Consider the following 23,153-nt stretch of genomic DNA (forward strand, 5'->3'; position numbering starts at 1 on the left):
CCGGGCCGCTGTGGGAGACCCGAGGGTCGGGGTATGAGCCCTCTTCTCTCTCCCGTGGAAAAAACCAAGTGGGACACCGTGCGGGCGGCTGTCTACGCCAGACAGTCCAAGGCGCGGTCCGACTCCTCCGAGACGTCCTCGGAGGCACAGATCTCGGCAGGCGAAGCGCTGGCCGCTTCCCGGCAGTGGGAGGTCACGCACCGGTTCCGGGACGTCGGCCGCTCCGGCTGGGACCCCGGGGCCGCCCGTCCCGGGCTGGAGGGGCTCATGGACGCGGTGCGGGCCGGAGAAGTGGACGTCGTGGTGGCCAACGAGCTGTCCCGGCTGACCCGGCAGGGCGCCCACGACGCGCTCCTGATCGACCAGGAACTGCGAAAGCACGGCGTCCGGTTCGTCTCCGTGCTCGAACCGTTCCTCGACACGAGCACCCCCACCGGAACGGCGGTCTTCTCGCTGATCGCCGCACTCGCCCAACAGGAGTCGGACATCAAGGCCGAACGGCTCAAGGGCGCGAAAGACGTGATCAGGGCCGTGGGCGGCCGTCACTCCAGCGCTCCGCCCTACGGAATGCGCGGACGGCGCGAGCGGATCGGCGACCTCGTCGTCACGGTCCTCGAACCGGACGGGGACCGCCCCGCCCACGTGGCGGCAGTGGAACGCATGGTCGCCGAAGCGTTCGCCGGCCGCTCGGACAACTCCATCGCCGCGGCTCTGGAAGCGGACGGCGTACCTGCCCCCGGAGCCGCGTCGAAGCGGACCGCCGAGCGGCGCGCGGTAGGGGCGGACGAGAACGGCGGTACCCCGGTGGGAACTCCCGTCCGGTGGCGCGCCCAGACGGTCCGCGGGATCCTCGGTCACCCCGCCATCGGCGGCTTCGCGGTCGAGCGGGTACCTCGCGGCCCCCGGGGAACCCTGGTCCATGCGATCGCCAGGGACGGAGCCGGTGCACCGCTCGCACCGCACACCGGCATCATCACGGGCGGCCAGTGGCTGGAACTCCAGGAGCGGCGCAGGGAACGGGCCAGGCCGGAGCGCGGGGCGGGCGGGAGCACCGTTCCCCAACTGCTCAGCGGCTGGCGGTTCTTCCGCTGCGGCGTCTGCGGCGGGCCCGTGGGACAGACCCCGGGCGCGTACATGTGCGCCAACCCCAGGGGACACGGCGGACTGGCCATCAAGCGCGCCACCGCGGACGACCACGTGGCGCGGCAGGTCTGGGCCCGGCTGTCCGCGGCCGGCGCGGGTGGCGAAGCGGACCGGGAATGGCTCGCCGCTGCCGCCGCGCGCCACTCCGAGCGGCACGGCCCGGCCGGGACCGAGGAGGCCCGGCACGAGGCGCGGGCGCAGTGGGAGCACGTGCGTGCGTCGATCGGGGGACTCCAGGAGGACCGCAGGACGGGGCTCTACCGGGGCGGCGAGGAACTGGCCGTGTGGCGCACGACCATGGAGCGGTACCGGGAGTTCGAGAACAGGTGCCGGGCCACCCTCGCGGAGCTGGAAAGCCGTGCTGCCGCCGGTGTCCGGCTTCCCGGTGCCTGGCTCACCCCGCTGCGGGGGAGCGTGGACCCGCTCGGCCCGGACACTCCCTGGGCCGGGTGGGACGTGTACGAGCGGCGCCGTTTCCTCGGCCTCTTCCTGGACGGCGTGACGGTAGGTCCGGGCCGGGACCGCCGGACGCACGCGTACATTCCCGTCCAGGAGCGGATCACCCTGGAATGGTGCGGGCCCGCCTCGGGGACCGAGGGGACGTACCGGACTCCGGAGCGCGGGGCCACGCGGTGACAGCGAGGAGTGCGCCCGGGACCGGTGCCGGTACGCGGACCCGAACCCCGGCACGGAGCCACGTCGGCCCCGGTCACATACTGGTAGGAAATCCCCCGCCGGCTCCGAAGGACGACCGATGAAACTCACGCGCCGCACCTCCTGGTTCCTCACAGCGTTCGGGGTGTGGTCCTGGGTGATCTGGATCACTTTCGTCAAGAACCTCATCAAGGACGGGAGCGGACTCGCCTTCGACGACGCCGGGGACCCGACCGGCTACTTCTGGGTCCATCTGCTGCTCGCCGTGACGTCCTTTCTCCTGGGGACGGGCATCGGCCTCATCGGGTTCCGCTCGGTGCGCGCGCTCAAGCGCGAACAGGCGTGAGGGTCCGGGGGTTTCGCGCCGCCGGAGGGCTGACCGCCGGGGCGGGGTTCGCGCTGCTGGCGGGGTGTTCGTCGTACGGCGAGATGGACTACGTGAACGACTACGCGTCGCACGAGCCACTGCGGGCCGTCGGATATCCGAGTACGGGAAGTCTGGAAATGGTCCAGCGGGTGGTCTGGCGGCTCGCCGACGGTGACGTCGAGGGGCTGGCCGCGCTCGCCGCCGAGGACCTGCCCGTGGAGGGCGGGAGCACGGACTTCGCGGACATGGCCAGGAAGACCGCCCGCAACTGGGTCGACACCTTCGGCGAGGCCGCCCGGGGCGACGTCACGGCGGACTTCTACGGCGAGGGGTCGGTGCGCCAGAGCGTGATCCTCTACTTCGGGAAGAGCGGCCGGACCAAGGAGATCAGCGTCCGGATCGGCTCCGCCCAGAAGTGGGGCGTGAACCTGACCGAGCCCGACCCCGAGGAGGCCGCGGCGGCCCCGACCGGTGCGCCGCGCGTGCCGGGCGGCTCCGGCTCGGGCAAGGGGGAGGAGGGCGGCTGACCGCCCGGCCCGCGCGGCGCGCCCCGTCCCGCCGTGCGCCACGTTTCGCCCGTTTCCACCCTGGTCACGGCCCGGCCGTCCCGCCTCGGTACGTTGAGGCATCCGCCCGGCCGGGGCGGCCGAAGGGGGTTTCGTGGTGGCCTTGTTCGTGCTGGTGGTCCTCGGTGTGCTCGGCCTCCTCGGGGCCGTCCACCGGTACGTGTGGAAACGACTGGTGCGGGACACCACGGCCCCCGGCCCCCGTGGCCGCCGGCTGCGCAGGATCGGCGCGGCGGCGGCGGTCGTGCTGCCGCTGCTCTCCCTGGGGGCGGTGACCTCCGGGCGGCTCGGCGCCCCCTTCTGGCTCCAGCAGGTGCTGGCCTGGCCGGGTTTCCTCTGGCTGGCCGTCCTCCTCTATCTGACCCTGGCCCTCTTCGTGGGCGAGGCGGTACGGCCGCTGCTCCTGCGCCGCCGCCGGGCTGCCCCGGGGGCGGCGGCGGTGGTGGTGGCGGCGGAGCCGGGTTCCGGCCCGGGGGCCAGTACGAGTCCCAGTCCGAGTCCCAGTCCGAGTCCGAGTCCCCGTCCCGTGCTCGTGTCCGGGGGCGATGGGAGCGATGGGGGAGACGGGGGAGTTGGGAGCGACGGGGGCGTGGAGACCGCGGAGGGGGGAGGGGGCGGGGCGGCGGCCGTGCGGGTTTCGGGGCCGGTCGGGGACAGGCCCGTCCCGGCCGTCTCCCGGCGGCTCTTCGTCTCCCGGATCGTCGGTGCCACCGCCACCGCCGCCGCCCTGGGCACCGTCGCGTACGGCGCGCACAACGTCCTCTCCGGGCCCCGGCTCCAGCGCGTCACCGTCCCGCTCGCCCGGCTCCCGCGCTCCGCCCACGGCTTCCGCATCGCCGTGGTCAGCGACATCCACCTCGGGCCGATCCTCGGCCGCGCCCACACCCAGCGCATCGTCGACACCATCAACGCCGCCCAGCCCGACCTGATCGCCGTCGTCGGCGACCTGGTCGACGGGAGCGTGGCGGACCTCGGGCGGGCCGCCGAGCCGCTGGCCGGGCTGCGTTCCCCGCACGGCACCTTCTTCGTGACCGGCAACCACGAGTACTACGCGGGCGCCGCCCCCTGGCTCGCCCACATCCGTGAGCTGGGCCTGCACCCGCTGGAGAACGCCCGGGTGGAGATCCCCGGCTTCGACCTGGCCGGGGTCAACGACGTCGGCGGCGAGGCCTTCGGGCACGGCCCGGACTTCGCCGCCGCCCTGGGCGACCGCGACCGCTCCCGCGCCTCCGTGCTGCTCGCCCACCAGCCGGTGCAGATCCACGAGGCGGTGCGGCACGGCGTCGGGCTCCAGCTCTCCGGCCACACCCACGGCGGCCAGCTCTGGCCCGGCAACCTGATCGCCGGGCTGGCGAACCCGACGGTGGCGGGTCTGGAGCGCTACGGCGACACCCAGCTGTACGTCTCCCGCGGCGCCGGTGCCTGGGGTCCGCCGGTACGGGTCGGGGCCCCGTCCGACATCACCCTCGTGCAGCTCGCGTCGCGGAACGCTTGACTCCGGCAAAGCGGGGCACTGCCACTTCTTTCACACGGGCCACTTCGGAAATTTGGCCCTTCCTCAGCCACAATTCGTGTGATTAGGTAAATGAATCGTGGGGTGGGCGTGTAGGTCTTCCGCTGTGCCCCTGGGTGGGGTAGCGCGAGGAGATCAACTCACATGCGGTCGATGGGATCCGTCCGTCTGCGCATCGTCGTCTCGGTGGCCGTCGTGGCAGCAGCGGCAGTCGGGGGGTGGCAGCTGCTGCCCTCGGGGGACGACGAGGTCACGGCCATCAGCGTCGGTACGACGGACAAGGTGACCTCGCTCGATCCGGCCTGGGCGTACGACGCGGGCTCCTGGGCGCTGTACAGCAACCTCTACCAGTCGCTGCTGTCCTTCAAGCCGGGCTCGCCCGAGGTCAGCCCGGACGCGGCCAAGAGCTGCGGGTTCGTGGGCCACAAGCTGACCACGTACCAGTGCGAGCTGCGCGACGACCTGACCTTCTCGAACGGGAACAGGATCACCGCCGAGGACGTCAAGTTCAGCTTCGACCGCATCCTGCGCAACAAGCCGGAGGAGGGCCCCCGTTCGCTCTTCGCCTCGCTGAAGTCGGTCACCGTCGACGGCCACAAGATCACCTTCAACCTGCGCAGCGGCGACGCCACCTTCCCCTTCAAGATCGCCTCCGGCGCGGGCGCCATCGTCGACCGCACGAAGTACCCGGCGCAGGGCGAGCGCCAGGACACCGGGGTGGACGGCTCGGGGCCGTACCTCATGGGCTCGTACGAGAAGGACAAGGTCGCGCACCTCGTCCCCAACCCCCGCTACAAGGGCACCGTGGCGAAGGCCGGCAAGCCGGTCGACGTGCGGTACTACGAGGTGTCCGAGGACCTCCAGAAGGCGTGGGAGGCCAAGGAGGTCGACGTCACGCACCGGAAGCTGCCGCCCAAGATGCTCTCCAAGCTCGCGGTCGGCGACCCGAACGTCCGGGTCAGCGAGGTCGAGGCGTCCGCCACCCGCAACATGGTCTTCAACGTCCGCAAGAACTCGCCGTTCGCGTCGGCGTCGGTCCGCCGGGCCGCCTCGTACCTGGTCAACCGGCCGCAGCTGGTCCGCGACGTGTACTTCAACACCGTCGAGCCGCTCTACGACGCCATCCCCAAGGGCATCACCGGCCACAGCACCCCCTTCTTCGACGCCAACGCCAAGCCCGATCCGCAGCGGGCGAAGGCCGAGCTGCTGAACGCGGGCGTCGAGCTCCCGGTGAAGTTCACGCTCGCGTACGCCAACAACGGCGCGACGAAGCCGGAGGCGGAGACCCTGAAGGCGCAGCTGGAGAAGGACGGGCTGTTCTCCGTCCAGCTGATCAAGAAGGACGTCTGGCAGGAGTTCCAGAAGGGGTACAAGGCCGGCGAGTACGACGCGTACAACGTCGGCTGGGTGGCCGACTTCCCGGACCCGGACAACTACAGCCAGCCCCTCGTCGGCAAGGACAACTCCAACGCCAACGCATACGTCAACCCGCGGATCGAAGCCCTGATCGTGCGCACCCAGGGCGCCTCCGAGCGCACCGACGCGGTGGAGGACTTCAAGCAGATGCAGAAGATCGTCGCCGAGGACGTACCGCTGGTGCCGCTGTGGCAGAGCAAGGACTACGTGCTCAGCAACGGCCGGATCAGCGGGGTCGAGTACCTCTCGGACGGCACCGGCATCTGGCGGCTGTGGGAGCTGGGCCGCCTGTAGCCGTGCGGGGCATGGGAGCCGCGATGGGCGGGTACGACCCCTCCCGTACGGAAGCGGGGGGAGAGTGCCCACGAGCGAGGAGTTGCGGAAGTGATTCGAAAGCTGCAGGCCGTCGCGCTGGACTGTGCCGATGCGGTACGGCTCGCGGAGTTCTACGCGGAGCTGCTCGGCGGCCGTGTCGTGCAGGACCCCGGGGAGCCGGACTGGGTCGAGGTGCACGGGTTCGAGGGGACGCCGCTGGCCTGCCAGCGGGTGGACGGCTACCAGCCGCCCGAGTGGCCGGGGCAGGGCCGCCCGCAGCAGCTGCACCTCGACTTCGACGTGGACGACCTCGAAGGCGAGGAGAAGCGGGCGCTCGCGCTCGGGGCGACCGTGCTGGAGCGCACGGACCAGGTGCGGCCGGAAGCCAACTGGCGGGTCTACGCGGACCCGGCCGGGCACCCGTTCTGCCTCTGCCTGCACTGACCGGCCCCGGCCCGCACCCGGACGTACGCGCCGGGGCCGTCCGGCCGGACCCCTCGGTTGCCGCGTCCCGGCCGGTCGGATAGGAAGCCTGCATGCTCAAAGGCAACAAGGTCGGGCTGCGGGCCCGCCACCAGGAAGACATACCGGTCCTGCACTCCGAGCTGTACGACGACGTGGTCAACGGGTCGCGGGCCGAGTCCGCGCCCTGGCGCCCGCTCACGCCCGGCACGAAGGACCCGCGCCTCGCGGTGGACGACTCCCGGGAGGGACTGGTCCAGTTCTCCGTGGTGGAGCTGGAGGGCAACACGCTGGTCGGCATGGCGACGCTGTGGGGCATCGACACCCACAGCCGCTCCGCGCACATCGGCATGGGCCTGCGGCCCGCCGCGCGCGGCAAGGGGTACGGGACGGACGTGGTCGGCGTGCTGTGCCACTACGGGTTCGTGGCGCGCGGGATGCACCGGCTCCAGATCGAGACGCTGGCGGACAACGCGGCGATGCTGGCGGCGGCCGAGCGCAACGGGTTCGTCCGGGAGGGCGTGCTGCGGTCCTCGGCCTGGGTGATGGGCGAGTTCCTGGACGAGGTGCTGCTCGGGCTGCTGGCGGAGGAGTGGAAGCCGACCCTGAAGTGGTGACCGGCGCCCGGTGACGACGGGACGCGCGGCGGCGGGGGCTCGGGCGGGTGCCGCGGAGGTGTCCGCGGGTTCGGGCGGGTGGCGCGAAGGCGGCGGCGGGTTCGGGCGGGTGCCGTGGAAGTCCCAGGGGCTCGGGCCGGGTGTTCCGGGGGGCGTCGGCCGGGCCCGGTGGGGGCTTTGGGAAGAGTCCAAGGGTCCGCGTGGGAGTGTCCCTTGACCCCCTCGGGGCGTGCTGGTTCCTTCGGGAGACCGTCCAGCCGTCCCGGAGGAATCATGCGTCTCTCCCGTCGCACGCTGCTGACCGCCGCCCCCGCCGCCGCGGGCATCGCCGCCCTGGGGGCCACCCCCGCCGGGGCCGCTCCCGGCGCCGTACCCGCCGCCCCCGCCGCCCGTGCCGGGGCCGCCGCCGAGGCCCTGGCACGGCTGCTGCCCCGGCACCACCGCCAGGTCACCTTCCGCACCGTCCCCCGCAAGGACGGTGCGGACGTCTTCCGGGTGACCGGCCGCACCGGCCGCATCCTCGTCGAGGGCAGCACCCCGGCCGTTCAGCTCACCGGGTTCCACACCTACCTGCGCACGGTCGCGCACGCGCACCTGTCCTGGAACGGCGAGCAGACCGCGCTGCTGCCCGCCCGGCTGCCCGCCGTACCCGCCCCGCTCACCAGAGCGGCGAACGTCGCCCACCGGTTCGCACTCAACGACACCAACGACGGCTACACCGGCCCGTACCACGACTGGGACTACTGGGAGCGCGAGCTGGACCTGCTCGCCCTGCACGGCTACAACGAGGTCCTCGTCTACCTCGGCGCGGACTCCGTCTACCAGCGGACGTTCCGTCAGCACGGCTACACCGAGGCGGAGCTGGCCGAGTGGATCCCGGGCCCCGCCCACCAGCCCTGGTGGCTGCTGCAGAACATGTCCGGCTTCGGCGGCCCGGTCTCCGCCCGTCTCCTGGCCGCCCGTGCCCGGCTCGGCCGGCGGATCGCGGACCGGCTGCGCGAGCTGGGCATGACCCCGGTGTTCCCCGGCTACTTCGGCACCGTCCCGCCCGGGTTCGCCGACCGCCACCCCGGTGCCCACCTGGTCCCGCAGGGCGACTGGGTGGGGTTCGCGCGGCCGGACTGGCTGGACCCGCGCGGGAAGGAGTTCCGGGCGGTCGCGGCGACCTTCTACCGGGTGCAGGAGGAGCTGTTCGGCGCCAGCACCATGTACAAGATCGACCTGTTGCACGAGGGCGGCCGGCCGGGCGACGTCCCCGTCGGCGAGGCCGCCAGGGCGGTCGAGACGGCCCTGCGCACCGCCCACCCGGGCGCGATCTGGAACATCCTCGGCTGGCAGACCAACCCGCGCCGGGAGATCGTCGACGCCGTCGACCGCAGCCGGATGCTCATCGTCGACGGCCTCTCCGACCGCTTCCCGAACGTCACCGACCGCGAGCAGTCCTGGGGCTCCACCCCGTACGCCTTCGGCTCCATCTGGAACTTCGGCGGCCATACGACGATGGGCGCCAACACCCCCGACTGGGCGCGCCTCTACGACCAGTGGCGCACCAGGCCCGGCAGCGCGCTGGCCGGCATCGCGCTGATGCCGGAGGCCGCCGACAACAACCCGGCCGCCTTCGCCCTCTTCTCCGACCTGGCCTGGACCGAGGGCCCGCTCTCCCTGGAGAAGTGGTTCCGCGACTGGTCCGTGCAGCGGTACGGAGCCCCGGACGCGCACGCCGCCGAAGCCTGGGACGTACTGCGCCGCACCGCTTATGGCACCACCCGCGCCGACTCCTGGGCGGAGGGCCACGACGGGCTGTTCGGCGCCCGCCCCTCCCTCACCGCGACCTCCGCCGCCTCCTGGTCGCCCGGCGGGTTCCGCTACGACCCCGAGGAGTTCGCCCTCGCGCTGCCCGCGCTGCTGGCCGTACCGCACCGGCTGCGGCAGTCCTCCGCGTACCGCTACGACCTGATGGACGTCACCCGGCAGACCCTCTCGCACCGCTCGCGGGTGCTGCTGCCCCGCATCAGGGCGGCGTACGAGGCCGGGGACCGGGTGCTGTTCGGACGGCTCACCGGCGAGTGGGCCGAGGCGATGCGGCTGCTGGAGCGGACGGTGTCCACCGACCCCCGCCATCTGGTCGGCCGGTGGATCGCCGACGCCCGCTCGTGGGGCGCCGACCGGGCGGAGAAGGACCGGCTGGCCCGGGACGCGCTGTCGCTGCTCACCGTCTGGGGCCACCGCTCCGGCGCCGACGAGGGCGGGCTGCGCGACTACGCCAACCGCGAGTGGGCGGGGCTGGTCGGCGGCCTCTACGCGCTGCGCTGGCAGACCTACTTCGCCGAGCTGGCGGCGGCCCTCGCCGAGGGGAGGGACCCGCGGGCCGTCGACTGGTACGCGCTGGAGGAGCGCTGGGTGCGGACGCATCCGCCGTACCGCACGACCCCCACCGGTGACATCGTCGCCATCGCCCGGGAGGTCCACCGCACCCGGTGACGGGACATGCCGAGGGCCCGCCCCCGTACACGGAGTACGGGGGCGGGCCCTCGGCGGCGGACCGGGAAGGTCAGTAGCGACGCGTGATCAGCGCGCGCTTCACTTCCTGGATCGCCTTGGTGACCTCGATGCCGCGCGGACAGGCGTCCGTGCAGTTGAACGTGGTGCGGCAGCGCCACACACCGTCCTTGTCGTTGAGGATTTCGAGCCGCTGCTCGCCGCCCTCGTCACGGCTGTCGAAGATGAAGCGGTGCGCGTTGACGATCGCCGCCGGGCCGAAGTACTGGCCGTCGTTCCAGAACACCGGGCACGAGGACGTGCACGCGGCGCACAGGATGCACTTGGTGGTGTCGTCGAAGCGCTCGCGGTCCTCGGGGGACTGCAGGCGCTCGCGGGTCGGCTCGTTGCCCTTGGTGATCAGGAAGGGCATCACGTCGCGGTAGGCCTGGAAGAACGGGTCCATGTCCACGACCAGGTCCTTGAGGACCGTCAGGCCCTTGATGGCCTCGACCGTGATCGGCTTCTGCGGGTTGATGTCCTTGATCAGCGTCTTGCAGGCGAGCCTGTTCTTGCCGTTGATCCGCATGGCGTCCGAACCGCAGATGCCGTGCGCGCAGGAGCGGCGGAACGTCAGCGTGCCGTCCTGGTCCCACTTGATCTTGTGAAGGGCGTCGAGCACGCGCTCCTTCGGGTCGATCTCCACCTCGAAGTCCTGCCACTGGGCGTCCTCGGACACCTCGGGGTTGAAGCGGCGGATCCGGAAGGTGACCGTGATGTACGGAGAGTCGGCGAAGCCCGCCTCGGGCTTGCCCGCGGCCTCCGCCTTGTCCATCGTCGGGGTAGCCATCAGTACTTACGCTCCATCGGCTGGTAGCGGGTCTGGACGACCGGCTTGTAGTCGAGCCGGATCGACTCGGTGCCGTCGGCCGCGACCTCGCGGTACGCCATGGTGTGGCGCATGAAGTTGACGTCGTCGCGGGTCGGGAAGTCCTCGCGGTAGTGACCGCCGCGGGACTCCTTGCGCGCCAGCGCGGACACCGCCATGACCTCGGCCAGGTCGAGCAGGTTGCCCAGCTCGATGGCCTCCAGCAGGTCGGTGTTGAAGCGCTTGCCCTTGTCCTGGACGGACACGTTCTTGTAGCGCTCGCGCAGCTCGGCGACCTTCTCGACCGCCGTCTTGATCGTCTGCTCGGTGCGGAACACCATCACGTTGGCGTCCATCGTCTCCTGGAGCTCCTGGCGGAGCGCGGCCACGCGCTCGGTGCCGGTGGAGTTCCGCAGCCGCTCGACCTGCTCCACGACCTGCGAGGCGGGGTCCTCGGGCAGCTCGACGAAGTCGCTCTTGTGGCTGTACTCGGCAGCCGCGATGCCCGCACGACGTCCGAAGACGTTGATGTCGAGCAGCGAGTTGGTGCCGAGGCGGTTGGCGCCGTGCACGGAGACGCAGGCGACCTCACCGGCGGCGTACAGGCCCGGGACGACGGTGGTGTTGTCCGAGAGGACCTCGCCCGCGACGTTCGTCGGGATGCCGCCCATGGCGTAGTGCGCGGTCGGCTGGATCGGGATCGGGTCCGTGTAGGGCTCGATGCCGAGGTACGTGCGCGCGAACTCGGTGATGTCCGGGAGCTTGGCGTCGAGCTGCTCCGGCGGGAGGTGCGTGAGGTCGAGGTAGACGTGGTCGCCCTCGGGACCGCAGCCGCGGCCCTCACGGATCTCGGTGTAGATGGAGCGGGAGACGACGTCACGGGACGCGAGGTCCTTCATGACCGGCGCGTACTTCTCCATGAAGCGCTCGCCGTCCTTGTTGCGGAGGATGCCGCCCTCACCGCGGGCGCCCTCCGTCAGCAGGATGCCCATGCGCCAGATGCCCGTCGGGTGGAACTGGAAGAACTCCATGTCCTCCAGCGGCAGCCCGCGGCGGTAGCACGCGGCCTGGCCGTCACCGGTCAGGGTGTGCGCGTTGGAGGTCACCTTGAAGAACTTGCCGGTGCCGCCCGAGGCGTAGATGACCGACTTGGCCTGGAAGACGTGGATCTCGCCGGTGGCCAGCTCGTACGCGACGACGCCCGCGGACTTCTTTACGCCGTCCTCCTCCACGATGAGCTGATCGAGGACGTAGAACTCGTTGAAGAACTCCACGCCCTCCTTGATGCAGTTCTGGTAGAGGGTCTGGAGGATCATGTGGCCGGTGCGGTCGCCCGAGTAGCAGGCGCGGCGGACGGGGGCCTCGCCGTGGTTGCGGGAGTGACCGCCGAAACGGCGCTGGTCGATCTCACCCTTGGGCGTGCGGCCGAACGGCAGGCCCATCTTCTCCAGGTCGAGGACCGCGTCGATGGCCTCCTTCGCCAGGATCTCGGCGGCGTCCTGGTCGACCAGGTAGTCGCCGCCCTTGATCGTGTCGAAGGTGTGCCACTCCCAGTTGTCCTCCTCCACGTTCGCCAGCGCGGCGGCCATGCCGCCCTGCGCGGCGCCCGTGTGGGACCGGGTGGGGTACAGCTTCGTCAGCACGGCGGTGCGGCTGCGCTTGGTCGACTCGATGGCCGCGCGCATGCCCGCGCCACCGGCGCCGACGATGACGGTGTCGTACTTGTGAATCTTCATCTTGGTTGCCTCAGCCCCGGGCCTAGCGGATGTTCGGGTCGAAGGTGAAGATCACCAGCGTGCCCAGAAGGACGGTGAACACCGTGGCGGTGTACAGCAGGTTCTTCAGCCAGAAGCGCGTGCCCGGCTTCTCCGCGTAGTCGTTGATGACGGTACGCAGGCCGTTGGCGCCGTGCAGCATGGCCAGCCACAGCATGATCAGGTCCCAGGCCTGCCAGAACGGCGAGGCCCAGCGGCCGGCCACGAAGGCGAAGCCGATCTTGCTGACGCCGCCGTCGAGCACCAGCTGGATCAGCAGGTGGCCGATGACCAGGACGACGAGCACGACGCCGGACAGGCGCATGAACAGCCAGCCGTACAGCTCGAAGTTCGTGCGGGTCGAGCGGGGCGTCTTCGAGGTGCGCTTGCGCGGCGGCTCGATGACCGGCGCCGGGTTGTCGACGTCGTAGAGCGACACGCCCTCGACGGGGCCGACGCCTGCGGAAGAGGTCTCAGTGGACATGGTCTTGACTCAGCTCCCGAAGACTTCGCGTACGGCGTGACCGAGCACGGGGTACAGGGCGCCCACCATCAGCACGATCCAGATGCCCAGCACGGTCCAGAGCATCTGCTTCTGGTAGCGGGGGCCCTTGGACCAGAAGTCCACGGCGATGACCCGAAGGCCGTTCAGCGCGTGGAACAGGATGGCGGCGACAAGGCCGTACTCGAGGCAGGCCACGAGCGGGGTCTTGTAGGTGGCCACGACATCGTCGTACGCCTCGGGAGAGACGCGGACGAGAGCGGTGTCGAGGACGTGTACGAACAGGAAGAAGAAGATGAGGACGCCGGTGACTCGATGAGCCACCCAGGACCACATGCCTTCCCGGCCGCGATACAGCGTTCCAGCCGGCACGGAAATACCCTCCGGGAGCGGGGATTGGGGTCGGCCGGCTCGGTATGTCGGTCTGACCCGGCCGGGTACGGTCCACCGGCCCCGGTCATCGTAGCGACGACTTGTCGGTTCCCTCGCGCGGGGGCCTCCGGTGTGATCAAACAGGCAATCAAACAGCCACGGACGGGCTACTGGAAGCCCGCCCCGGGTCCGGCCGCCGCGCCCACCGCCCTGCCGAGCCGGCCCCGGGCGAGTCCGCGCAGCTCATCGGCGGCGACCGCGCGCTCCTCGTCGGGCTCGTTGCCCAGCCGGTGGCGGATTCCGGCGAGGATCTGGTCCAGCCGCTCGGACTCCGCGAAGGCGTCCAGACAGATCACGAAAGCGTGACCAAAACGACTCTCGTACGCGGCGTGGGCGGCCCGCAGCGCGGTGAGTGCGGCCTGCGGCGTGTCCGCGCGCGGTCCGGGCGAGTCCTCGGCGGCCAGCGCGGCGGCGACCTCGGCGACGGAGAGGTCGTACGAGGCCTCGTCGGCGGCGGCGAGCAGGGCCTCCGGGTCCGGGTAGGGGCGGTGCGCGGCGAGCCGCTCGGCCCAGCGGCGGCTGTGGCAGCAGGTGAGCAGGGCGGCCTCGACCAGGTGCGCCGGGGCCGCGTTGAACCGGTCCAGGGCGGTCGGGGGCGACAGATGACCGGAAGGTGACGGCAGGCGATCGGAAGGTGACGCCGGGCTGCCGGTCCGGGGCGACTGTCGGTCACGGCCGCTCGTTGTCAGGGAGGCGGAGGGGTGCAGCGTGCTTCCTTTGTTTGAGTGGAGGACCGGGTGGGGCCGGACGGCAGGCCCGTAAACGCTATCGAGCGGAGGATGGAAGTGTCCGACGGATGCACGAATTTCATCCGAACGGGAGGGTTTATGCGCGAGTGGTAGACGGCTTTTTGACTAAGAACTCGTACTTTCGGGCTAGTTGAGTGCAGTTTGCGAGATACGCGAAAGTTGGGCACGGATGAGTAATTCCCGAGGGACGCAGGGGCCGGGGAAACGGCGGGCCCCCAGGCAGCGGCCGGCGGTGTCGCGCGGCGTGCTGGTGACCGGCGCGGTCGTCGCCCTCGCCGCCGCGACCACCGTGACGGTCGCCGCCTGGCCGGACTCCGGGGACCGGCCGCAGGCCGCGCCGTCCGTCACCGCACCGACCGCCGCCACCCGCTCCGGCGGCGACCCGCACGCCGACGGCGACTCCAAGCCGCCCGCCGTCACGCCCAGCGCCGCGCCGACCCGCCCGGTGACCGGGCCGCCGCGCACCATCCCGTTCGTCCGCGAGGTGAGCGCCCCCGCCCGCGGCGCGGGCACCGGCTGGCGGCCCGCCGCCGGCACCCGGGTCGTCGTCGCCGCGGGCAGCGAGGCCGCCCTCGCCGACGAGGGCCGGCTGCTCGCGGGCGAGCTGAAGAAGGAGTACGCGCAGGGCGTGCCGGCCGGGGCCGGTGACGTGGAGCTGGCGATGGGCCCGGCCGGGAAGCCCGAGTCGTACACCGTGACCGTCCGCGACGGCCGGGTGCGGATCACCGGCGGCGACGAGGCCGGGGTCTTCTACGGCACCCGCACCCTCAAGCAGGCGGTCCGCTCCGGCGGCGGCCTCGCGGACGGGGTGCTCCGGGACGCGCCCGCCAAGCCGCGCCGCGGGTTCGCCCTCGACACCGCCCGCAAGCACTTCGACGCCGCCTGGATCGAGGACCGCATCCGCGAGATGGGCGACCTCAAGCTGAACGAGTTCGGCCTGCACTTCTCCGACGACCAGGGCTTCCGGATCGCCTCCGCCTCGCACCCCGAGGTCGTCTCCAAGGACCACCTCACCCAGGCCGAGGTCCGCCGGATCGTCGCCCTCGCCGCCTCCCGGCACATCCGCGTGGTCCCCGAGATCGACTCGCCGGGACACCTGGGCTCGGTCATCGCCGCCCACCCCGGCCTCCAGCTGCGCAGCGTCTCGGGCAGGGCCTCGCGCGGCGCCGTGGACATCGCGAACCCGAAGTCCGCGCGGATCGTGGACGAGCTGCTCACCGAGTACGCGAAGCTCTTCCCCGGCTCGTACTGGCACCTGGGCGGCGACGAGTACCGGGCCCTGACGGTGAGCGACCCGGAGGCCACCTACCCCCGGCTGGCCGCCGAGGCCAAGCGGAAGTACGGGCCCCGGGCCCGGGTGCAGGACCTGGCCACCGGCTGGCTGAACGACCGGGCCAGGACGGTGGCGGCACACGGCAAGACCGACGTCCGGGCCTGGAACGACGGGTACTTCCGGGGCGGCGTGGTGGACGCGCCCAAGACCCGCGAGGTCGCCTACTGGACGGGCAAGGAGATCGGCGCCCGCACCCCCGAGGAGTACCTGCGCGAGGGCCGCAAGGTGCTCAACGTGAACGACGAGTACCTCTACTACGTGCTCGGCGAGCCCAACACCTTCCAGTACCCGACCGGACGGCGCATCTACGACGAGTGGACGCCGCGGGTGCTGCGGCACAGCGAGACCGTCCCGGCGCGCTACGACGCGCAGATCACCGGCGGCCAGCTCGCGGTGTGGTGCGACTACCACGACGCGCAGAGCCGGGCGCAGGTCGCCGCGGGGGTGCGGCTGCCGCTGCGCGCGGTGGCGCAGAAGCTGTGGGACCCGCGCAAGCCGGCCATGAAGTGGGAGGGCTTCCGGAAGCTGGCCGACGACGTGGAGTGACGAACCCGGAACTCTGCGGACCGGCCGACCGGTATGTACCCGGAACGGATCGGGACGGATCGGGGCGGAGTGCGATTCGGGCCGGGGGTGGGGTGTGATTCGGACCGCATCCCCGGCCTGGGCACCATGACTCCCCGTCATGTGGGCACAATGTGCCAGGACTGTGGTGGATACGTGCGCAACTGGCTGATCGGGCTCGGTCCGGGTGAGGCTTGAGCCTCTTGAGGTCAACGCGTGGGGGGAGTGGAGCAAATGGGTTTCTGGGGTTACTTCGTCGTGGGGAAGAACACCGGGCCGCTCTCGGAGTTGGAAGCATTGGCCGAGGTCAGGGACGACCTCGCGCTCTACGACGAGCGTGCGGGTGGCTGGCAGGTGTGGGAGCGGCCGAGCGAGCCGGAGGTCGGTGACATGGGTGCGCTGGCGCGCGGCGTGTGCCGGGACACCGGGGCGCCCGCGCTGTTCGCGTTCGTGATGGGCAGTGACTGCGTGGTCGTGGAGGCCGCGGCTCCGGAGGGCGGTTCGTGGTTCGCCTGCCTCGGACGCGAGGCGATGGCCGGATACCTCCAGGCGGACGGGCTGCTGCTGGAGGACCTGTTCCTGTCGGCCCGGGACGCGGCGGACAAGGCCGTGTCGTGGGCCGCCGAGACGGGCCGGGAGGTGGCGCCCGGACCGCTCGTCGACGTGCTGCAGGCCGAGGCCGACCCGGTCGCCGAGGAACTCTTCGGCCAGTTCCTGGACGCGCTGGGACTGGCGCGGCAGTGACGTTTTGGCGGGGGCGGGGTGCCGGCAGGGGCCCCGCCCCCGCGTGTGCCGCCACGCACCCCCTGTGACGTAATCCGGCCCCGGTACGCAGACGGAGGAAGAGGTCCGCACCGGGCGGGCCGTCCTGTCGTACGTGCCGTGGTGTCGAGGAGAACGCGTGAGTCTGACGCTGGGGGAACTGACGGAGCGGATCGGCCGCGCGGACGAGCGCGGTCTCGCGGTGAGCGCGCTGGCCTGCCTGGACCGCTGCATCCCGCTGCTGGAGTACGTCCCCGGAAGGCCCGCGGGCGCCGAGGACACGGACACCGCGCTGCGCCCGCTGTGGGAGGCCGCCGAGGGCGGCGAGGCCTGGCTCGGCACGCTGCGCGCGGCGGCGGCCCGGGTGGTCGCGTCCGTCGGCGACACGGACTTCGCTCCGGCCGAGGCGCTGCGCAGGGCCGCCGACGTACCGCGCAGGTACCAGGCGGCGGAACTGCGCGACTGGGCCCAGGAGTGCTCCCGGGCGGCCCTGGCCGTCCACCGCCACCTGGACGGCGACCGCGACGGCGGCCCGCTCGCCACCGGCGAACTGCGCCGCCAGGAACGCCTGCTCGACCTGCTCGCGGGCGAGGGCGACGGACTGCGGGCCGTGCTGGCCCAGTCGGACGAGGGGAAGCGGGTACTGAGGGCGGCGGCGGCCCGCAGGGCCCGCAGGAGCTGACCGGGCGCGCGGGGCCGGCGGGGGACGCGGGGCCGACAGGAGCCGCAAGCACTGCGGGCGGAAGCGTGTCCGGGGGCCGGCCGGGAAGGGGCGGTAGGACGGCCGGGGCCGCCACCCCCCACAGGAGTGACCCCGGCCGTCTGTCCGCACGGGCTGTGCGACGAGCCCGTACTCCCCTCAGCGCCGCGAGTGCGTTTTCTGTCACACCTCGGTGGGTCAGCAGCTCGTTGCACGTTGTACAAGTCATGGACGAATCGCCCTTCGACGTCGTAGCGTGCACATTCGCGCTGGGGTGGTGCGCCATGAGAGACCAGCATCGACTGGGGACAGGTTGAGATGGTGCTGGGCGACGACGCGGAGTTGACCGCCGCCGTACTCGCGGCGCAGGGCGGCGACGAGCAGGCCTTTAGAACCGTGTACCGGGCCGTGCAGCCACGGCTGCTCGGCTACGTACGCACACTGGTCGGCGAGCTGGAGGCGGAGGACGTCGCCTCCGAGGCCTGGTTGCAGATCGCCCGCGACCTGCACCGGTTCAGCGGCGACGCGGACCGGTTCCGGGGCTGGGCGGCACGGATCGGCCGCAACCGGGCGCTCGACCACATCCGGATGCGCGGCCGGCGCCCCGCCGTCGGCGGCGACGACACCGAGCTCACCGAGAAGCCCGCCGAGTCGGACACCGCGGGCGAGGCACTGGAGTCCCTGGCGACCGGCCGCACCATGGCCCTCATCGCCCAGCTCCCGCAGGACCAGGCCGAGGCCGTGGTGCTGCGCGTCGTCGTCGGGCTGGACGCGAAGAGCGCGGCGCAGACCCTCGGCAAGCGGCCCGGCGCGGTGCGCACGGCCGCCCACCGGGGCCTCAAGCGGCTCGCCGAACTGCTCGGCAGCCAGCCCGACCCGCCGGACGGACCCGCCCCCTCGGGCCGGGCGCAGGGCCGGCCGACGGAGCTGGACGGAGTGCCGCCGCAGCGGGACCGGCGCCCCGCCGCGGCGGCCGGAGCCCCCCGTACGACCCATCGGACGAACGGACACGAGCAGACCTACGACCACGGGCACGGCTATGCGCCGCACGGGATGAACGGCGCGAACGGTGTGACGCAATCGTGCGCGCGGACGCAGAAGGACATGTGATGGCCGACGAGCGCTACGAGTGGCTTGACGAGGACGCCGCGGAGCGGCTGCTGCGCGGCGACGCGGAAGCCGACGCCGCCGCGGGCCCGGCCGACGGCACGTCCGGTGCGGGCCGCGCGATCCCGGCGGGCGGCCCCGGCGCCGAACGGCTCGCCGACGCCCTCGACGCACTGCGCGCGGGTGAGGGCCTCGGCCCCGCGGCCTCCTCCGGTCCCTTCGCGGGTACGGGCGAACTCCCCGGCGAGGCCGCCGCACTGGCCGCCTTCCGGCAGTCCCGCTCCGGCACCGTGCGGGCCCGGCGGCACTCCCGCTGGGGCCGTCCGGTGCGCCTCGGCCTGGTCACCGCGCTCGCGGCCGGTGCGCTCGGCGGGGTGGCGGTGGCGGCCGGCGCGGGGGTGCTGCCCACCCCGTTCGGCAAGTCCTCGCCCGAGCCCGCGGTCTCCGTCTCGGCGGCGGCCAGCCCGGACGGCCAGGACATGGCCGAGGCCGACCCCGACGTACAGGCGGACTCCGATCCGGAACGCGGCGAGCACGTCGGCGACCCGTCCGCGGACAGCTCGCCGGGCACCGCCGCCCAGGACCCGTCGACCGCCCCCGAGGCGACCGGCGGCGCCACCGGCGAGGACCGCGGCGAGGACGCGGCGAACGGTTCCGCCGACGGCTCGGGCGACACCTCCGACGCCGGTTCGTCGAGCCCCTCCGACCACGCGTCCGCGGCGGGCGGCTCCGGCAACGACAAGGCCGAGGGCTCCGGTACGCAGGGCAGACTCCCGGGCGACTGGCGCCAGCGCACCGTCAAGGCCTGCCGGGACCACCGGGCCGGACGGCTGCCCGACCACCTCAAGCGATACCTGGAGACCCAGGCCAAGGGCGCCGCGGAGATCACCGCCTTCTGCGACCGGCTGCTGGGCGGCGCGGGCGGCACCCGCCCCGGCCCGGCCCCCTCCGACGGCAACGGCGGCGACCACGGCGGCAACGGTTCCGGGGACGGAAACGGAAGCGGATCCGGAGGCGGCGACAACGCCCCCGGCAACGGGAACGGCAACGGCAACGGAAACGGCGGCGAAGGCGTCGCCGACGGCGCGGGCGGCAACCAGCTGCGCAGCGGCCGGGGCACCCCGCAGCGCGCCCCCGTCGGCCCCCGCGCCACCGCACACCGGGCCCTGCTGACCACCCCGGCCGCCCCCGCCCTCCCCGCCGCCCCGCCGGCCCGGCCCGCGTACGTCTGAGCCACCGGCCGGTCCGGGCCGCCCGCACCACGTGTGACGTGCAAGACAATGCGTCCGGGCGGGCCCGCTGGGTGTGACGCTTTTCGAGGCAGTGGCGCTGTAGAGAGTGAGCCGACTGGTCATCGGCTGCGCACGAGCCGGGGTTCCCCCCGTACCTACGGCTCTGCGCACCTGGCGCGGGCGGGATTCGTTCCCCCGGTCCTGCCCGCGCCTCCCTTTCTCCCCTTCCCTCCGCCCCGCCGGGGCCCCGCGCCCTGCCCCGTTTCGTCTTGACGGGTGTCCGCGGGCGTGGTTCTAATGGCGGCGTGCAGCGGGACGCCGGCCACTGAGCAGTGGGCCGGCCGGCAGTTCAGCCAGCACCTTCACCGCGGGACCTCGGTTCTCCCGCGCCGTGGCGCATCCGCCACCCACCTTCCTCAAGCATTTCCGCCACGCCTGTCGTCGCGCCCACCGATGCCCCGTGTCCTGTTCCCGGCGGCCCGCCGGTGCGCGCGCCGTCCGGCGGCACGTCCGTACGGGAGTCACACCCAGCATGAGCAGCACCAGCAGCACCAGCAGCACCACTGACACCAGCAGCACCCACCCCAACCCCTTCAACCAGTCCGTCATCGAGGAGTTCCGCGCCAACGAGGGACGCGTCGGCGGCCCCTTCGAAGGGGGTGACCTGCTCCTCCTCACCACCACCGGCGCGAAGTCCGGCAAGCGCACCACCAACCCGCTCGGGTACGTCCGCCACGGCGAGCACCTGATGGTCGTCGCCTCCGCCGCGGGCGCCGACCGGCACCCCGCCTGGTACCACAACCTCCTCGCCCGACCCACCGTCACCGTCGAGATCGGCACCGAGGAGTACGAGGCGGTGGCCGTCCCCGCCGAGGGGGCGCGGCGCGACGAACTCTTCGCGCACATCGTCGCGGCGGAGCCCGGCTACGGCGACTACCAGCGCGGCACCAGCCGAATCCTGCCCGTCGTCCTGCTCGAACGCGCCGACCACTTCCCGGAGTCCGGGCCGGTCGAGGTCCGGACGCTGGCCGACAAGATCGTGGAGATCCACACCTGGCTGCGCGGCCAGCTCGCACACGTGACGAAGGAGGCGGCGGCCCACTTCGCGGCCCGGCAGGAGCCGGGGGCGCCGACGCTGCCCGGTCTGGGCCTCCAGATCCGGCAGCACTGCCTCGCCTTCTGCGAGACGCTCGACTTCCACCACCGGAGCGAGGACGCGGGCGTCTTCCCCGGCATCCTGCGTCACCACCCCGAACTCGCCGACGTGCTGGCCCGGATGAGCGAGGAACACCGGGAGATGGCACGCCTCAAGGGCGAACTGGTCGCACTGCTGGCCGACCACACCAACGCGGACCCGGTGCGGTTCATGGCGGAACTCGACCGGATGTCACGGGAGTTGACCGCCCATCTCGACCACGAGGAGAAGTGGCTGCTGCCGATCCTCGCGGACGTCCCGATGCCGGGCCGCTAGCCGGCGGGGGCGGGGGAGCGGTACGGGCGCCCGGGGCCGGGGCGAGGAACCCCGGGGCCGGGCGCCCGTCGCTCAGTGGTGCCACGCGTCGCCCTTCACGTTGTAGATCATGCGCTGGAGGACCTTGAGCGCGCGGGCGTACTCCTCGTCCTCGATGCCCTCGTGGGTCTGCCGGCGCAGCTCCACCTGCCGGGCCGCCGCGCGGGAGTACAGCTCCGCGCCCGAGTCGGTGCGCAGCAGGTGGCCCCCCGCGTCCTGGGCGACCAGACCCCGTGCGACGAGGCTGTCGATGTCGCCGGGCAGGTCGTCGCCGGGGCCCGGGTAGTAGCGGAGGAACTCGGTCAGCTCGGTGCGCCCCCAGCCCTCGGGCCGCTCGCTGAGGTGGTGCAGCACCCACCACGCGGGCTGGGTCAGACCCAGGGGCGCGAGGGCGGAGCGGATGTTGCGGACGACCGCCTCACCTGCCGCGTTCGCCCAGTAGCCGATGGGCTGGGCGGCGAGGCCGGCGTCGTCGTGGGAGGGGGCGAAGGGCGTCGGGGTGTTGCTCGAAGTGGTCATGCGAAGAACGTAGAAGCTCAACTCCGCTTGAGGTCAAGCACCTTGTGCGCCCGCCCGTACGTCCCTCCCGGCGCCGACTCCGTGCAGCCATTCCGCCAGCCCGGCGGGGTCGCCGTCCGAGGCCCACCCCACGTACCCGTCGGGGCGGACCAGGAACAGTCCGGTGCCGTACGGCTCGTACGCGGGCAGCGCGTGCACCGCGACGGGCAGCCCGCCCGGGGCCGGCACCCCCACCGCGAGCAGGGCGAAGTCCGGTCCGCGCAGGGCGTCGAAGAGGCGGCGGCCGTCGGGGAGCGGACCGTCCGGGGCGCGGTCACCGGCGTGCAGGGCGCCCGCCGCGCCCTGGGACAGCGGGCTCTCGCGGTAGTTGAGGCCCAGCTGCTGGGTGGCCCGGCCGCGCCGCTGCTCGCCGCGGTGGACCCGGGTGGAGAGGCCGAGCACGGCGGCGGCGACGGGGCGGCGCTCCTGCGCGTAGGTGTCGAGGAGGGCGGGGCCGGCGCCGTGCGTCAGTACCCGGCCGAGTTTCCAGCCGAGGTTGTAGGCGTCCTGGACGCCGGTGTTGAGTCCCTGGCCGCCCGCCGGGGAGTGGACGTGCGCGGCGTCGCCCGCCAGCAGGACCCTGCCCTCGCGGAAGCTGTCGGCGAGGGCGGCGCGCGGCCGGTAGGCGGAGGCCCACGGCACGTCGAGCACGTCGTCGGGGGTGAGGTGGGTGCGGGCGGCGATCAGCTTGCGCAGCCCGTCGGGGGTGGGGTCGGGGACCGCCTCCTCGTCCGCGTACCGGGCGACGAGCTGGAAGTCCTCGACGCCGGGCAGCGGGCACATCGCGAGCAGACCGCCCGCCGCCTCGGGGAAGGAGTGCCAGCTCAGCCGGTCCAGCGCGGCGGGCCGCAGCCGGACGTCGGCCACCAGGAAGGGGGCCGGGTCGACGGTCTCGCCCGTCATCGCCACCCCCAGCAGGCGGCGCACGGTGCTCCGGCCCCCGTCGGCGGCCACGGCGTACGCGGCACGGACGGCGGTGGGCACGGGCGCGGTCGTGGTGGTGGACGCGGTCGAGGGGGCGGGGGCGATCGTCACGGTCACACCGGTGTCGTCCTGGTGCAGCCCGGTGACCTCCGCGCCGAGGACGACCTCCCCGCCCAGCTCGCGCAGCCGTGCGTACAGGATCTCCTGGGTCCGCCACTGCGGGAGGAGGCGCGGGCGGCCCGAGTACGGCTCGGCCGCGCCGGGTTCCGTGCTGTCGCCGAACAAGTCGTACGCCCCGAGGCGTGTGCCGTCGGTCCGCCAGGCCATGCCCAGCGGGGCCGGTGCGGACGCGGCCAGTACGGCGTCGATCACGCCGAGGTCGTCGAACACCTCCAGGGTGCGCGGCTGGAGCCCCTTGCCGCGCGAACCGGGGAAGAGGTGGCCGGAGCGCTCCAGGACGAGTGCGCGGACACCGCGCCGGGCCAGGTCGACGGCGAGGGCGAGACCGGTGGGACCGGCGCCGACGACGACCACCGACGTCTCGCGCACCGAGTCCTTAACGTTGTTAAGTTCCATGGCTCCAGGATTCGCTTAACGCTGTTAAGTTGTCAAGGGCGTGCAGGTTAG

Annotated in this window: 21 protein-coding genes; 14 read left to right on the top strand and 7 right to left on the bottom strand. The window is 72.7% G+C overall.

The window, feature by feature from the left end:
- The first annotated feature begins 54 nt into the window (after positions 1-54).
- The 8 genes from ACFYVL_RS12145 (at position 55) to ACFYVL_RS12180 (ending at position 9,534) form a co-directional block, all read left to right on the top strand.
- The gene (locus ACFYVL_RS12145; RefSeq protein ID WP_389243511.1) at positions 55-1,779 is read left to right on the top strand and encodes a recombinase family protein; all 1,725 of its coding nucleotides are present in this window, start codon (positions 55-57) and stop codon (positions 1,777-1,779) included.
- Between the two features lie 118 nt (positions 1,780-1,897).
- Positions 1,898-2,143 carry an SCO4848 family membrane protein gene (locus ACFYVL_RS12150; RefSeq protein WP_389243513.1) on the top strand — a complete coding sequence of 82 codons (246 nt, stop codon included), beginning with the start codon at positions 1,898-1,900 and terminating at the stop codon, positions 2,141-2,143.
- Positions 2,140-2,691: a hypothetical protein gene (locus ACFYVL_RS12155; RefSeq protein ID WP_389243515.1), complete on the top strand. Its 552-nt coding sequence runs from the start codon at positions 2,140-2,142 to the stop codon at positions 2,689-2,691. Before ACFYVL_RS12150 ends, ACFYVL_RS12155 begins: the two co-directional genes overlap by 4 nt.
- A 133-nt stretch (positions 2,692-2,824) precedes the next feature.
- Positions 2,825-4,225: a metallophosphoesterase gene (locus ACFYVL_RS12160; protein ID WP_389243517.1), complete on the top strand. Its 1,401-nt coding sequence runs from the start codon at positions 2,825-2,827 to the stop codon at positions 4,223-4,225.
- 171 nt (positions 4,226-4,396) lie between these two features.
- On the top strand, positions 4,397-5,953 hold the full coding sequence (locus ACFYVL_RS12165) for an ABC transporter substrate-binding protein (RefSeq protein ID WP_389244169.1): 1,557 nt from the start codon (positions 4,397-4,399) through the stop codon (positions 5,951-5,953).
- Between the two features lie 90 nt (positions 5,954-6,043).
- On the top strand, positions 6,044-6,418 hold the full coding sequence (locus ACFYVL_RS12170; protein ID WP_389243519.1) for a VOC family protein: 375 nt from the start codon (positions 6,044-6,046) through the stop codon (positions 6,416-6,418).
- 92 nt (positions 6,419-6,510) lie between these two features.
- Positions 6,511-7,053 carry a GNAT family N-acetyltransferase gene (locus ACFYVL_RS12175; protein WP_389243521.1) on the top strand — a complete coding sequence of 181 codons (543 nt, stop codon included), beginning with the start codon at positions 6,511-6,513 and terminating at the stop codon, positions 7,051-7,053.
- Between the two features lie 273 nt (positions 7,054-7,326).
- Complete coding sequence (locus ACFYVL_RS12180; protein WP_389243523.1) at positions 7,327-9,534, top strand: alpha-N-acetylglucosaminidase; 2,208 nt, start codon at positions 7,327-7,329, stop codon at positions 9,532-9,534.
- Between the two features lie 70 nt (positions 9,535-9,604).
- On the opposite strand, the gene ACFYVL_RS12185 is transcribed toward ACFYVL_RS12180, so the two are convergent.
- From ACFYVL_RS12185 to ACFYVL_RS12205, 5 genes are all read right to left on the bottom strand, one after another.
- On the bottom strand, positions 9,605-10,381 hold the full coding sequence (locus ACFYVL_RS12185; RefSeq protein WP_389243525.1) for a succinate dehydrogenase iron-sulfur subunit: 777 nt from the start codon (positions 10,379-10,381) through the stop codon (positions 9,605-9,607).
- Positions 10,381-12,135: a succinate dehydrogenase flavoprotein subunit gene (gene sdhA, locus ACFYVL_RS12190; RefSeq protein ID WP_389243527.1), complete on the bottom strand. Its 1,755-nt coding sequence runs from the start codon at positions 12,133-12,135 to the stop codon at positions 10,381-10,383. Before sdhA ends, ACFYVL_RS12185 begins: the two co-directional genes overlap by 1 nt.
- A gap of 22 nt (positions 12,136-12,157) precedes the next feature.
- Positions 12,158-12,637, bottom strand: coding sequence for a succinate dehydrogenase hydrophobic membrane anchor subunit (locus tag ACFYVL_RS12195; RefSeq protein ID WP_389243529.1), 480 nt, complete (start codon positions 12,635-12,637; stop codon positions 12,158-12,160).
- Positions 12,638-12,646: 9 nt separating this feature from the next.
- Positions 12,647-13,027: a succinate dehydrogenase, cytochrome b556 subunit gene (gene sdhC, locus ACFYVL_RS12200; protein ID WP_389243531.1), complete on the bottom strand. Its 381-nt coding sequence runs from the start codon at positions 13,025-13,027 to the stop codon at positions 12,647-12,649.
- A gap of 167 nt (positions 13,028-13,194) precedes the next feature.
- Positions 13,195-13,710: a 2-oxo-4-hydroxy-4-carboxy-5-ureidoimidazoline decarboxylase gene (locus tag ACFYVL_RS12205; protein WP_389244171.1), complete on the bottom strand. Its 516-nt coding sequence runs from the start codon at positions 13,708-13,710 to the stop codon at positions 13,195-13,197.
- Positions 13,711-14,005: 295 nt separating this feature from the next.
- Between ACFYVL_RS12205 and ACFYVL_RS12210 the strand changes: the two genes are divergently transcribed.
- The 6 genes from ACFYVL_RS12210 to ACFYVL_RS12235 all read left to right on the top strand — a co-directional run bounded on the left by ACFYVL_RS12210 (position 14,006) and on the right by ACFYVL_RS12235 (position 21,005).
- Positions 14,006-15,715: a family 20 glycosylhydrolase gene (locus tag ACFYVL_RS12210; RefSeq protein ID WP_389243532.1), complete on the top strand. Its 1,710-nt coding sequence runs from the start codon at positions 14,006-14,008 to the stop codon at positions 15,713-15,715.
- Between the two features lie 252 nt (positions 15,716-15,967).
- The gene (locus ACFYVL_RS12215; RefSeq protein WP_389243533.1) at positions 15,968-16,477 is read left to right on the top strand and encodes a hypothetical protein; all 510 of its coding nucleotides are present in this window, start codon (positions 15,968-15,970) and stop codon (positions 16,475-16,477) included.
- 157 nt (positions 16,478-16,634) lie between these two features.
- Positions 16,635-17,177 (top strand): hypothetical protein, encoded by a 543-nt coding sequence (locus tag ACFYVL_RS12220; protein WP_389243534.1) that lies wholly within the window; start codon positions 16,635-16,637, stop codon positions 17,175-17,177.
- Positions 17,178-17,516: 339 nt separating this feature from the next.
- A complete protein-coding gene (locus ACFYVL_RS12225) occupies positions 17,517-18,305 on the top strand; it encodes an RNA polymerase sigma factor (RefSeq protein ID WP_389244173.1) in 789 nt (262 codons plus the stop codon).
- Positions 18,305-19,534 carry a hypothetical protein gene (locus ACFYVL_RS12230; RefSeq protein ID WP_389243535.1) on the top strand — a complete coding sequence of 410 codons (1,230 nt, stop codon included), beginning with the start codon at positions 18,305-18,307 and terminating at the stop codon, positions 19,532-19,534. The genes ACFYVL_RS12225 and ACFYVL_RS12230 overlap by 1 nt, the downstream gene beginning before the upstream one ends.
- Positions 19,535-20,066: 532 nt before the next feature.
- Entirely contained in the window at positions 20,067-21,005 is a 939-nt protein-coding gene (locus ACFYVL_RS12235) for a nitroreductase/quinone reductase family protein (protein WP_389243536.1), read from the top strand.
- A 72-nt stretch (positions 21,006-21,077) separates the two neighbouring features.
- Here ACFYVL_RS12235 and ACFYVL_RS12240 read toward each other — a convergent pair whose 3' ends face one another.
- On the bottom strand, positions 21,078-21,563 hold the full coding sequence (locus ACFYVL_RS12240) for a MarR family winged helix-turn-helix transcriptional regulator (RefSeq protein WP_389243537.1): 486 nt from the start codon (positions 21,561-21,563) through the stop codon (positions 21,078-21,080).
- 33 nt (positions 21,564-21,596) lie between these two features.
- A complete protein-coding gene (locus tag ACFYVL_RS12245) occupies positions 21,597-23,102 on the bottom strand; it encodes an FAD-dependent monooxygenase (RefSeq protein WP_389243538.1) in 1,506 nt (501 codons plus the stop codon).
- Between the last annotated feature and the right edge of the window lie 51 nt (positions 23,103-23,153).

The sequence above is a fragment of the Streptomyces sp. NPDC004111 genome (assembly GCF_042874215.1).
GTDB lineage: Bacteria > Actinomycetota > Actinomycetes > Streptomycetales > Streptomycetaceae > Streptomyces.